Source organism: Plantibacter sp. Leaf1 (assembly GCF_001421315.1).
In the GTDB taxonomy this organism is placed as follows: Bacteria; Actinomycetota; Actinomycetes; order Actinomycetales; family Microbacteriaceae; genus Plantibacter.
Genome location: NZ_LMJX01000002.1, coordinates 1,025,962 through 1,037,987, shown reverse-complemented (window position 1 = coordinate 1,037,987; position 12,026 = coordinate 1,025,962). Strand labels below are relative to the sequence as shown.

Genomic DNA, 12,026 nt, shown 5'->3' with positions numbered 1-12,026 from the left:
CGTGCGGCCGGGCAGTTCAGCCGCTCCGCCCGCCGTTCCGTCGAAAGGCCACTGCCGTGACCGATGTCCCGCCGCCCGACCCGCAGTACCCCGACGGCCGGCCGCCGCAGCAGCCGAACCCGCCCCGGCAGCCGCCGCAGCAGAACTGGGGACAGCAGCCGAACGGCCAGCAGCCTACCTGGCAGCAGCAGCCGAACCCGAACCCGCAGCAGAACTGGCAGCAGCAGCCGAACGGCCAGCAGCCCACCTGGCAGCAGCAGCCGACCCCGCCGCAGCAGCCGCAGCAGCCTTGGCCGCCACAGAACCCGTCCGGCCAGCAGCAGCCCCAGCAGCCTTGGCAGCAGCAGAACCCGTATGGCCAGCAGCCGCAGCAGCAGAACCCGTACGGCCAGCAGCCGCCGCAACAGCCGCCCTACGGACCGCCGAAGCGCAAGCGCACCGGCCTCATCATCGCGCTCGCCGTCGGCGTCCCCGTCGTGGTGATCGCCGCCATCATCACCGTCGTCTCCCTCGTGCTCGCGCAGGGCGGCGCGCCGGTGGCCGACCCGAGCCCGACCCGCTCGGCGACGCCGACGAAGACCGCGTCGCCGACGCCGTCGGAGACCGACGCCACGCCGGAGCCGACGAAGACCTACGTCTCCATCCCGCCGGATCTCGACTTCGCTGCGGGACAGGAGGTCCCCACCGAGTGGACGGCGTACCTGACGAACGACTTCGACTCGTCGTGGGCGGCCGGTGGTAAGGACAAGAACGGCATCGACATCTACACCAACGCCTCGACCTCGTGCGAGGTCCGGCTCGGCAACATCGCGCTGACGCAGGACGAGATCGCCGTCGGAGACGACGAGCGCTCGAGCGACGCCTACCTGGCGAAGTACGTCGGCGCCGACTACGTGAAGGCCGACGGCACGACGGAACAGCTCAACTACAACAGCGGCGGTGGGCTCATCGAGTTCCGCGTGCTGTCGTGGACGCAGGCGTCGGGGGAGCGCACCTACTGGGGTGTCCGTTCACTCACGAAGATGGGGACGCTCGTGGTCTTCACCTTCACCTGCCGTGATCAGGCCGCACTCGACCAGCTCGCGAGCGACGTCGTCAACCTCATCTCCGTCGAGCTCCTCCCGAAGCGCTGACGGGACGGGCCGTCAGAACGCCCGGAGGACGGCCTGCGCGATCGTGAAGATGGCGAGGCCGGCCAGGGCGCCGACGATCGTCCCGTTCAAGCGGATGAACTGCAGGTCGCGTCCGACGAGCAGCTCGATCTTCTGCGTCGTCTCGCGGGCGTCCCAGCGTTCGACCGTCTCGGTGATGATGCTGGCGATGTCGTGCCGGTACCGCGTGACCACATAGGACAGGGCGTCGGCGACGCGTGTGTCGACCCGGGTCGCGAACGCCTCGTCGGTGGAGAGTCGTCGGCCGACGTCCGCGATGGTACCGGCGACACGCTTGCGGAGCTCGCTGTCGGGGGCGTCCAGCGCCTCGAGGAAGGCCGTCTTCGCGGCGGTCCACGTCTTCCCAGCGACCTCGCGGACCCGCGGACTGTCGATGACCTCGTGCTTCGCGTTCTCGAAGCGCGCGATCGTCGATTCGTCGGTCTGCAGCTGCTCGGCGAGCTCGGCCAGGTAGCCGTCGAGCGCGTGACGGAGCTGGTGGTCGGGATCGGCCCGGACCGCGTGCACGAACGACACGGCCTCGCGGTAGAGCTTGTCGTCGACCAGCCGGTCGACGAACGACGGCACCCACGTGGGGAGCCGGCTCGACACCAGGCGTTCGAACGCCTTCGGGTTGCTGCCCAACCACTCGCCCGTCCGGTCGAGCAGGAGGTCGACCGCGTCGTGGTGCGCTCCGGCGCCGACGATGTGTTCGACCCACCGGCCGATGTTCGGCGCCCACTGCGGATCGATGAGGTGCTTCGATGCGAGCGCCTCGATGACCTCGCGGACGTCGTCGTCGGACAGGGTCTCGAGGAGCCCACGGACCGCGACCGACGCCTCGGCGGTAACGCGTTCGGCGTTGGCCGGCTCGGACAGCCACCCACCGAGCTTCTCCGAGAGGCTGACGGTAGCGAGCTTCTGTCGCACGACCTCCTCGGAGAGGAAGTTGTCCTCGACGAATTCACCGAGGCTGACCCCGATCTCGTCCTTGCGCTTCGGGATGATCGCCGTGTGCGGGATCGGGATGCCGAGGGGGTGGCGGAAGAGGGCGGTGACCGCGAACCAGTCGGCGAGGGCGCCCACCATCCCGCCCTCCGAAGCGGCCCTGACGTACGCCAGCCACGGGTAGCGACCCTCGAGCGCGAACGCGACGGCGAAGATGACCGCCATGACGAGGAGCAGCCCGGTGGCCAGACGCTTCATCGAGCGCAGGGCTCTGGCGCGGTCCGCGTCGGCGGCGGTGAGTTCGAGGGCGGGGGAGCTCGTCATCCGCCCATCCTAGGCTCGCGCGGTGTGGGAGAGCGTCCCCTCGCGAGGCCGCTGATGTACCCCCTGGTGGTACTCTGAGCCGGTGATCGAAGACATCAAGAAGCGCGCCCTCCACCGCACGAAGATCCTCGAAGGACAGATGCGCGGGCTCGAGAAGATGATCGAGAACGAGGACTACTGCATGGACATCATCACGCAGTCGCTCGCCATCCAGAAGTCGCTCGGCTCGCTCAACAAGCTCCTGGTCGAGAACCACCTGCTGACGCACGTCACGCAGATGTTCGAGGAGGGTGGCGACAGCAAGGACGCTGCGGTCGCCGAGCTCCTGCGTGTCTTCGAGCTCAGCAACAACCGGGGCTGACCCCGGCGCAGGACGTCAGGCGGGGCCGAGCCAGGCGTTCGCGACGGTCGCGTGCGCTGACTCGTCGTCGGAGGGGTGGAACATCCCGGCGAGGACATCGCGGTAAAGACGGCCGAGCTCGCTCGCGGCGAAGTAGCTCCCGCCGCCGGCCACCCTGATCGCCTGGTCGACGACCTCGCGGGCGGTCTCCGTCGCGCGCACCTTGAGCCCGACGAGCTTCGGGAACCAGAGGGACCCGTGGTCGACGCCGTCGTCGAGGTCTCGAGCCACGCTCGCCAGCTGCGGCAGCATGCCGTCGTAGGCGATGGCGGCAGCGGCGATCCGGCGACGGATGTCCGGGTCCGAGGCGTAGCTCGCGCCACCGGCCTTCTTCGAGGTCTTGCGGTGCGCGGTCTCGACGGCGAGCCGGAGCGCACGCTCCGCGACACCCGTGTAGACCGCGGCGATCAGGGTCTCGAAACAGGCGAAGATGCCGAACACGATGGGATCCGGGTTCGGCCCGGGGTCGAGTCGGCGGACGACGTGTTCGGCGCTCGCCTCGGCGCCCTGGAGCAGGGTCGTCCGGCTCTGGCTGGCGCGCATCCCGACGGTGTCCCAGTCGTCGAGGATCTCGAAGCCGCCCCGCGAGCGCTCGACGAACCCGTAGACCACCTTCGGGCCGTCGGCCGAGGTCGAGTCGAGGCCGGTCGTCCCGAGCCAGGTCCAGGCCGGGGACAGGGAGGTGAAGATCTTGCGACCGTGGAAGCGGTACGAACCGTCGGGACCCGGCCGGGCCTCGGTGTCGGACCCGAAGAGCACGAGGTCGTTCCCGGCCTCGCTCACCCCGAACGCGTAGAGTTCGTCGCCCGCCGCACCGTCGAGGACGAACCGGAGCGAGTCGTCGCCCCGTTCGTGCAGCAGCCGCGCGACGCCCGTCCACACCAGGTGCATGTTGACCGCGAGCGCGGTCGCAGGGGCTGCGGTGGCGAGCCGCGATTGCAGCTGCGTGACCTCGCTCAGCCCGAGGCCCAGACCACCGAGATCCACGGGGACGAGGGCGCGCAGGTACCCGCACGCCCGCAGTTCGACGAGGTCCTCGTCGAAGAAGGCGTTCTCGCGGTCGGCCACGGCCGCGCGTTCACGGATGCGCTCGATGAGTTGGTCGCCGAGCACGGAGCTGGGATCGAACGCGCGAGCGGCGGGGTCTGACTGCGTGGGAACGGTCACGGGACCATTGTCGCACCGGGGTCCGACGATGACACGGGTGTCTGCGGGCGGTGCGGCGATCAGACCTCGTGACGAGATCGCTGCTCGAGCTGCAACTCGGCCCAGTCGCCGATCGCCTTCGTGGTCTCGGCGGGGCGGTCCCGGTGCACGTTGTGCCCGGCGCCCTGGATGACGGTGAGACTCACCTGACGATTGGCGAGGATCTGTGCGGCCAGCGGGCCGCGGACGAGGCTGTACACCTCCGGGTCGGAGGCGATCACGAAGGTCGGGTTCCGGAGGGAGGCGGCCGCCGGCCGCACATCCCACGGGTGGTTCTGCTCGCTCGTCTGCTCGATCGCCCACCGGCTCGCCTGCGACACCGCCTGGACCTTGAGCTCGACGTCGAGCGGGTGCCACTCGGGGTTCTTCGCGCGGACGGATGCGGTCGTGTTGTCGGCGAACGCCGCCTCCTGGCTCGCCCGGATGGTCTCGGCGTCGTGGTCGTCGAGGGCGATGGCCGGATCCAGCAGTACGAGTGCCGCGGTCCAGCGGGGATCCGCCGCCGCCGCGACCGCCGTGGCCGCGCCACCGAGCGAATGCCCGACGACGAGATCCCAGGTGCCCCGGCTGTCGATCGCCGACGGCGCCGGTCGCGTCGCCAGCAGGTCGGCGGCGTACGCCTCGACGCGGTAGTCCAACGATCGTGGGGCCAGGCCGTGTCCGCGCAGGTCGACCGCCTCCACGAGCCACCCGCGGTCTGCCAGGGCGGCGCAGATCCGCCACGTGCTCGGTCCGTTGCTCCCGAGGCCGTGGACGACGAGCGCGCGGGCCGGAGCGTCATGACGACCCCAACGATGGCGCGGAAGCTCCACCGGGGTGATCGTGCGGGCGGCGAGGCTGGACGCGGTGTCGACGACGGGCTCGGTCATGCGTTCAGCCTACGGTCTCGAGCTCAGTCGAGCCGGTCCGGGTCGGTGCCGGTGCGCTCGCCGTTCTCCAGCGCCGAGATGGCGGCGAGGTCGTCGGCGTCGAGGGTGAAGTCGAACACCGCGAAGTTCTCGGCGATCCGCGCCGGTGTGGCGGATTTGGGGATCACGATGTTGCCGAGCTGCAGGTGCCAGCGCAGGACGACCTGCGCGACCGTGCGGTCGTGTTTGCGGGCGATCGCCCCGAGGTCGCTCGTGGCGTCGGAACCGTCAGTGGCGGGGGTGAAGAACCGGCCGCGCGCGAGCGGCGACCAGGCCTCCGTCGCGATGCCGTGAGCGGCGTTCACGGCACGCAGTTCGCGCTGGGGGAGGAAGGGGTGCAGTTCGATCTGGTTGACGGCCGGCGTGATCTCGGCGGATTCGAGGAGGCGTTCCAGATGGCTGCGGTGGAAGTTCGAGACGCCGATGGAACGGGCCCGACCCTCGGCCCTGAGCCGTTCGAGTGCGCGCCAGGTCTCGCGATAGCGGTCCTGCTTCGGCGCGGGCCAGTGGATCAGGTAGAGGTCGACGTGATCGAGGCCGAGGAGGCCGAGACTCGTGTCGAACGCGCGGAGCGTCTCGTCGTAGCCCTGGTCGGTGTTCCAGACCTTGGTCGTGACGAACAGCTCGTCGCGGGGGAGTCCGGACTCGCGGATCGCCACGCCGGTGCCCCGCTCGTTCCCGTAGAGGGATGCGGTGTCGATGTGTCGGTACCCGACCTCGAGCGCGGTCCGGACGATGTCCGTGCTGGCGGCGTCCGCGACCTTGTAGACGCCGAAGCCGAGCTGGGGGATGGAACGCCCGTCGTTGAGGACGACGGTCGGGGTGGTGGCTGCCATGTCACCAGTATCCTCGACAGGGCACCGTCGCCGTCGAAAGGGAGCCCATGCCGCACCTCATGATCGTCACCGGGAGTGTCCGTTCCGAACGGGTCGGGGGTGCCGTCGCCGACTGGGTCGTGGGCGTGGCCCGCGCCGACGAGCGGTTCACCGTCGACGCGGTCGACCTCCGCGAGCTGGCGCTGCCCTTCATGGACGAACCGGCGCATCCTCGGAAGCGCGCGTATACGAAGCAGCACACGATCGCGTGGAGCGAGCGGGTCGACCGGGCCGACGCCTTCGTGTTCGTGACGCCCGAGTACAACTACAGCTTCGCACCGGCGCTGAAGAACGCACTCGACTACCTGATGCACGAGTGGGCGAGGAAGCCCGTCGGGATCGTCAGCTACGGCGGGTTGTCCGGTGGGACGAGGGGCGTGGTCGCGCTGCGGCCCGTGCTCCAGGCCCTCGGTCTCGTGAGCACGGGTGCCAACGTCGAGATCCCGTACGTCGCCCGCCAGATCGCCGACGGGGTGTTCTCGCCGAACGACCGTCAGTCGGCGGTGCTGCCGATGCTGCTCGACGAGGTGTCCGCCCTCGATGGAGCGCTCGCGCCCCTGCGTTCCGCCGACTGACGGGCCGGCGGGCCGACCCGCTCGACGATCAGGACGGGTGCGTGTTGATCGGCTCGGTGTCGGGGATGGGGCTCGCATCGCGTCCGCGGAGGTCCGGGTGCCAGCGGTGACCGACCCAGGGGATCACGAAGCCGAAGAGCGCGAAGGTCCCGGCGACCCAGAATGCGCCGACGGCTCCTGAACCGTCGATGAGGAACCCGGCGGCCGCGGATCCCATGGCCGCTCCGATGAGCTGACCGGTGCCGACCCAGCCGTAGGCCTCCGCCGTGTCGCTGAACTTGACGCTCGCCGAGACGATGGCGAACAGCACGGCGAGGGCCGGCGCGATGCCGATCCCGGCGACGAAGAGCGTGACCGACAACCACCAGGCGTTGAGGAAGAGGCTCGCGACGGCGAGTCCGGCGAAGACGATGAAGATGCGGCGGGCCAGGGCGTAGGGGCCGATGGGGGTGTGCCCGAGGGCGAGGCCGCCCGCGAGGGACCCGACCGAGAAGATCGCGAGGACGATGCCCGCTTCGAGGCCGTCGTGGCCGAACGTCGCGACGACGCCGGCCTCCACGGCCGAGCAGGCGCCGATCAGCAGGAAGCCCACCACCGTGGCGAGGAGGACCGGCGGACGCTTGAGCACCTGACCGAGCTTGCGACGGCTCCTCGGGATGCGGACCCGACCGACCTCGGGGGAGAAGATGAACCACAGGCAGCCGACGATCATGATCGCGGCGGCCAGGACGATGCCCCAGACGGTGCCGACCTGCGTGGAGACGAAGGTCGTCACGACGGGCCCGAGGACCCAGATGATCTCCTGGGCCGAGGCGTCGAGTGAGAAGAGCGGCGTCAGCTGCTGGGAGGTCACGAGCTTCGGGTAGATGGTGCGCACGGCGGGCTGCACCGGCGGGGTGCTGAGGCCGGCGACCAACCCGACCGCCATGTACGCCGGGACGCTCATGGGCACGAGGGCGATGGTCGTGACCGAGACGGCGCAGACCACCAGCGTCAGGAGGAGCACCTTGCGGATACCCCACACGCCCATCCACCGACTCGTCAGCGGGCCGGCGATCGCCTGGCCGATGCTCGTCGCGGCGAGGACGAGTCCGGCTGCGCCGTAGGACCCGGTGACCTGCTCGATGTGGAGGAGGAACGCGAGCGAGAGCATCCCGAACGGGAAGCGAGCCGTGAGCTGCGCTGCGATGATCCGGGCGACGCCGGGGGTACGAAGAAGGTCACGGTAGCTGCTCACAAGGAGACCAGTCTATGGACCCGTCCGGACGTCCGCGACACGTCCGCGACACGCCCACGACACGCCCAAGACGGCGGTCGGTGTCGGTGGTCCCGAGGAGAATTCCACCTGTGGATAGATATCCCTCACACGGGGGAGAAAAGGCCGAGAATCCGGGATTTTCGCGTCGCCGCCGAGCGTTGTACCCAGTGGAGAACCGGTGGATAACTCGCCCGAAACGGTGGAGAACCCGGTGGAAAACTACAGGGCTGTAACTACTAGCCCTTGTGGTTGGCCCGAAGGTCTTCATCTATATGTAGTATTGGAACCCCGGCGCCAGACGCCGCGGGAATCACCAGGATTTAGAGGGGAAGGCACGAAGAGCTATGGCAATCACGGTCTACACGAAGCCCAGTTGCGTGCAGTGCACGGCGACGTACCGCGCGCTCGACAACAAGGGCATCGAGTACAACATCCTCGACCTGTCGGTCGACGAGAACGCGCTCGAGCAGGTCAAGGCGCTCGGCTACCTCCAGGCGCCCGTCGTCATCACCGAGGAAGACCACTGGTCGGGCTTCCGTCCCGACAAGATCGAAGAGCTCGCTGCACGTCTGGCTTGAGCCCTCGGTCGCAGGCGTCACCATGAGCCGGCCCCAGCAGCACCGCACCATCCGCCCGTCCGGAATCCGACGAGGAGGCCCACCGTGGAACCACGGCTGATCTACTTCTCCAGCATCTCCGGCAACACGCACCGCTTCATGCAGAAGCTCGATCTGCCCTCACTGCAGATCCCGCTGTATGCGAAAGACGAAGCCGTGCACGCCACGGCGCCCTACGTCCTCGTGACCCCCACCTATGGCGGGGGTAACGGCGACGGAGCGGTGCCCAAACAGGTGATCCGGTTCCTCAACGTCGAGGCCAACCGCTCCCTGATCCGCGGGGTCATCGCCGCCGGCAACACGAACTTCGGTGAGGCCTACGGTCTCGCCGGCGACGTGATCGCCAGCAAATGCAAGGTCCCGCACCTGTACCGCTTCGAACTCTTCGGAACCCAGGACGATGTCACCACCGTCCACAATGGATTGGAATCATTTTGGCAGCAGCGCCAGTTTCAGTGATCGACGCACCGTCGACGAGCCAGATGGACTACCACTCGCTCAACGCGATGCTCAACCTCTACGGCCCGAACGGCGAGATCCAGTTCGACAAGGACCGTGAGGCCGCGCGGGAGTACTTCCTCCAGCACGTCAACCAGAACACGGTGTTCTTCCACTCCCTGAAGGAGCGGCTCGACTACCTGGTCGAGAAGGAGTACTACGAGCAGGCCGTGCTCGACAAGTACCCGTTCGACTTCATCCAGGACCTCAACGACCTGGCCTACTCGAAGAAGTTCCGCTTCCAGACCTTCCTCGGTGCGTTCAAGTACTACACCTCGTACACGCTGAAGACGTTCGACGGCAAGCGCTACCTCGAGCGCTTCGAGGACCGCGTCGTCATGACCGCCCTCGGCCTCGCCGACGGCGACCAGCAGCTCGCGATCGCGCTCGTCGAGGAGATCATCGCCGGACGCTTCCAGCCGGCGACGCCGACCTTCCTCAACTCGGGCAAGGCGCAGCGCGGCGAGCTCGTCTCCTGCTTCCTCCTCCGCATCGAGGACAACATGGAGTCGATCGCCCGCGGAATCAACTCCGCGCTGCAGCTCTCGAAGCGCGGCGGCGGCGTCGCACTGTCGCTGTCCAACATCCGCGAGTCCGGTGCTCCGATCAAGCAGATCGAGAACCAGTCGAGCGGCATCATCCCCGTGATGAAGCTCCTCGAAGACTCCTTCAGCTACGCGAACCAGCTCGGTGCCCGCCAGGGCGCCGGTGCCGTGTACCTGAACGCGCACCACCCCGACATCCTGCGCTTCCTCGACACCAAGCGTGAGAACGCCGACGAGAAGATCCGGATCAAGACGCTGTCCCTCGGCGTCGTCGTCCCCGACATCACCTTCGAGCTCGCGAAGAAGGGTGAGGACATGTACCTGTTCTCCCCGTACGACGTCGAGCGCGTCTACGGTGTGCCCTTCGGCGACATCTCGGTGAGCGAGAAGTACCACGAGATGGTCGACGACTCGCGCATCAAGAAGACGAAGATCAACGCCCGCGAGTTCTTCCAGACCATCGCGGAGATCCAGTTCGAGTCCGGCTACCCGTACATCGTGTTCGAGGACACCGTCAACGAGGCGAACCCCATCAAGGGCCGCATCAACATGTCGAACCTCTGCTCGGAGATCCTGCAGGTCAACACGCCGACGACGTACAACGAGGACCTCTCCTACAAGGAGATCGGCAAGGACATCTCCTGCAACCTCGGATCGCTGAACATCGCGCTGACGATGGACTCGCCCGACTTCGGTCGCACCGTCGAGACCGCCATCCGCGGCCTCACCTCGGTGTCCGACCAGAGCCACATCACCTCGGTGCGCTCGATCGAGGACGGCAACGACAAGTCGCACGCCATCGGCCTCGGCCAGATGAACCTGCACGGCTACCTCGCCCGTGAGCGGGTGCACTACGGCAGCGCCGAGGGCATCGACTTCACGAACATGTACTTCTACACGGTGGTGTTCCACGCGCTGCGCGCCTCGAACCTCATCGCGAAGGAGCGCGGCGAGACCTTCGACGGCTTCGCCGACTCGAAGTACGCGTCCGGTGAGTTCTTCGACAAGTACACCGACCAGGTCTGGGAGCCGGAGACGGCCCGTGCCCGCGAGCTGTTCGAGCAGGCCGGCGTGCAGATCCCGACGCAGGCCGACTGGGTCGCCCTCAAGGCGTCCATCCAGGAGTACGGCATCTACAACCAGAACCTCCAGGCCGTGCCGCCGACCGGTTCGATCTCGTACATCAACAACTCCACGTCGTCGATCCACCCGATCGCGTCGAAGATCGAGATCCGCAAGGAAGGCAAGCTCGGTCGCGTGTACTACCCGGCGCCGTTCATGACGAACGACAACCTGGAGTACTACGAGGACGCCTACGAGATCGGCGCCGAGAAGATCATCGACACCTACGCCGCGGCGACGCAGCACGTCGACCAGGGACTCTCGCTGACGCTGTTCTTCAAGGACACCGCCACCACGCGCGACATCAACAAGGCGCAGATCTACGCGTGGAAGAAGGGCATCAAGACCATCTATTACATCCGTCTCCGCCAGCTCGCGCTCGAGGGCACGGAAGTCGACGGCTGCGTCAGCTGCATGCTCTAACCCCTTCGACAGGCTCAGGAACCGGATGGTCCCTGAGCCTGTCGGCGGGCCACCCGCGTCACCCCGGTCCCTGAGCTCGTCGACGGGCCGACTCCACTTCCCCATAGAGGACACCAATTCATGTCAGAGAAGCTCAAGCTGGTCGACCGCGTCCAGGCGATCAACTGGAACAAGATCGAGGACGAGAAGGACGTCGAGGTCTGGAACCGCCTCGTCAACAACTTCTGGCTGCCCGAGAAGATCCCGCTGTCGAACGACGTCCAGTCGTGGAACACCCTGACGCCGCAGGAGCAGCAGCTCACCATGCGGGTGTTCACGGGCCTCACCTTGCTCGACACGATCCAGGGCACCGTCGGTGCCGTCGCGCTCATCCCCGACGCGATCACCCCGCACGAGGAGGCCGTCTACACGAACATCGCGTTCATGGAGTCGGTGCACGCCAAGAGCTACTCCTCGATCTTCTCCACGCTGAGCAGCACGAAGGAGATCGACGAGGCGTTCCGTTGGTCGGTCGAGAACCCGAACCTGCAGAAGAAGGCGTCCATCGTCCTCGACCGCTACCACGGTGACGACCCGCTGAAGCGGAAGGCCGCCTCGACGCTCCTCGAGTCCTTCCTGTTCTACTCCGGCTTCTACCTGCCCATGCACTGGTCCAGCCGCGCGAAGCTCACCAACACGGCCGACATGATCCGCCTCATCATCCGCGACGAGGCCGTGCACGGGTACTACATCGGCTACAAGTTCCAGAAGGGCCTCGAGAAGCTGACGCAGGCCGAGCGCGACGACGTCAAGGACTACACCTTCTCGTTGCTCTACGAGCTCTACGACAACGAGGTGCAGTACACGCAGGACCTCTACGACGAGGTCGGCCTGACCGAGGACGTCAAGAAGTTCCTGCACTACAACGCCAACAAGGCGCTCATGAACCTCGGCTACGAGGCCATGTTCCCGAAGACGGTCACCGACGTGAACCCGGCGATCCTGTCGGCGCTCTCGCCGAACGCAGACGAGAACCACGACTTCTTCTCTGGCTCCGGCTCCTCCTACGTGATCGGCAAGGCCGTGGTCACGGAAGACGAGGACTGGGACTTCTAGTCACCGCGCTCCTGCGCTGCATGCACGAGGGCCGGATGGAATCCATGATTCCATCCGGCCCTCGGTCGTTTCCGGGGTCGA

12 protein-coding genes are annotated in these 12,026 nt (G+C 67.3%); 7 read left to right on the top strand and 5 right to left on the bottom strand.

All coding sequences use genetic code 11. From position 1 onward, the window contains the following. Window positions 1–56 precede the first annotated feature (56 nt). Window positions 57–1,133: a hypothetical protein gene (locus ASE44_RS07090; RefSeq protein WP_056778519.1), complete on the top strand. Its 1,077-nt coding sequence runs from the start codon at window positions 57–59 to the stop codon at window positions 1,131–1,133. Window positions 1,134–1,145: 12 nt separating this feature from the next. Here ASE44_RS07090 and ASE44_RS07085 read toward each other — a convergent pair whose 3' ends face one another. Further along, complete coding sequence (locus ASE44_RS07085; protein WP_056007635.1) at window positions 1,146–2,423, bottom strand: DUF445 domain-containing protein; 1,278 nt, start codon at window positions 2,421–2,423, stop codon at window positions 1,146–1,148. A gap of 82 nt (window positions 2,424–2,505) precedes the next feature. Between ASE44_RS07085 and ASE44_RS07080 the strand changes: the two genes are divergently transcribed. Next, entirely contained in the window at window positions 2,506–2,784 is a 279-nt protein-coding gene (locus tag ASE44_RS07080) for a metal-sensitive transcriptional regulator (RefSeq protein ID WP_056007632.1), read from the top strand. Between the two features lie 15 nt (window positions 2,785–2,799). Here ASE44_RS07080 and ASE44_RS07075 read toward each other — a convergent pair whose 3' ends face one another. From ASE44_RS07075 to ASE44_RS07065, 3 genes are read right to left on the bottom strand one after another with little or no spacing between them, the layout of a single operon-like run. Then, entirely contained in the window at window positions 2,800–3,990 is a 1,191-nt protein-coding gene (locus tag ASE44_RS07075) for an acyl-CoA dehydrogenase family protein (protein ID WP_056778517.1), read from the bottom strand. A gap of 59 nt (window positions 3,991–4,049) precedes the next feature. Continuing rightward, window positions 4,050–4,898 carry an alpha/beta fold hydrolase gene (locus ASE44_RS07070; protein ID WP_056778514.1) on the bottom strand — a complete coding sequence of 283 codons (849 nt, stop codon included), beginning with the start codon at window positions 4,896–4,898 and terminating at the stop codon, window positions 4,050–4,052. A gap of 23 nt (window positions 4,899–4,921) precedes the next feature. After that, the gene (locus tag ASE44_RS07065) at window positions 4,922–5,773 is read right to left on the bottom strand and encodes an aldo/keto reductase (protein ID WP_056778512.1); all 852 of its coding nucleotides are present in this window, start codon (window positions 5,771–5,773) and stop codon (window positions 4,922–4,924) included. 47 nt (window positions 5,774–5,820) lie between these two features. On the opposite strand from ASE44_RS07065, the gene ASE44_RS07060 reads away from it, so the two are divergent. Then, window positions 5,821–6,387 (top strand): NADPH-dependent FMN reductase, encoded by a 567-nt coding sequence (locus tag ASE44_RS07060; RefSeq protein WP_056778509.1) that lies wholly within the window; start codon window positions 5,821–5,823, stop codon window positions 6,385–6,387. 28 nt (window positions 6,388–6,415) lie between these two features. Here the strand turns inward: ASE44_RS07060 and ASE44_RS07055 are convergent, their stop codons facing one another. Further along, complete coding sequence (locus ASE44_RS07055) at window positions 6,416–7,624, bottom strand: MFS transporter (protein ID WP_056778507.1); 1,209 nt, start codon at window positions 7,622–7,624, stop codon at window positions 6,416–6,418. A gap of 365 nt (window positions 7,625–7,989) precedes the next feature. Here ASE44_RS07055 and nrdH point away from each other — a divergent pair, with 365 nt between their 5' ends. The 4 genes from nrdH to nrdF all read left to right on the top strand — a co-directional run bounded on the left by nrdH (window position 7,990) and on the right by nrdF (window position 11,945). Further along, window positions 7,990–8,223 carry a glutaredoxin-like protein NrdH gene (nrdH, locus tag ASE44_RS07050; RefSeq protein ID WP_056007615.1) on the top strand — a complete coding sequence of 78 codons (234 nt, stop codon included), beginning with the start codon at window positions 7,990–7,992 and terminating at the stop codon, window positions 8,221–8,223. Window positions 8,224–8,307: 84 nt separating this feature from the next. Further along, window positions 8,308–8,721 carry a class Ib ribonucleoside-diphosphate reductase assembly flavoprotein NrdI gene (gene nrdI / locus ASE44_RS07045; protein WP_082455879.1) on the top strand — a complete coding sequence of 138 codons (414 nt, stop codon included), beginning with the start codon at window positions 8,308–8,310 and terminating at the stop codon, window positions 8,719–8,721. Between the two features lie 23 nt (window positions 8,722–8,744). Beyond that, window positions 8,745–10,850 carry a class 1b ribonucleoside-diphosphate reductase subunit alpha gene (gene nrdE, locus ASE44_RS07040; RefSeq protein ID WP_056011398.1) on the top strand — a complete coding sequence of 702 codons (2,106 nt, stop codon included), beginning with the start codon at window positions 8,745–8,747 and terminating at the stop codon, window positions 10,848–10,850. A gap of 120 nt (window positions 10,851–10,970) precedes the next feature. Further along, window positions 10,971–11,945 carry a class 1b ribonucleoside-diphosphate reductase subunit beta gene (gene nrdF, locus ASE44_RS07035; RefSeq protein WP_056007612.1) on the top strand — a complete coding sequence of 325 codons (975 nt, stop codon included), beginning with the start codon at window positions 10,971–10,973 and terminating at the stop codon, window positions 11,943–11,945. Window positions 11,946–12,026: the final 81 nt, after the last annotated feature.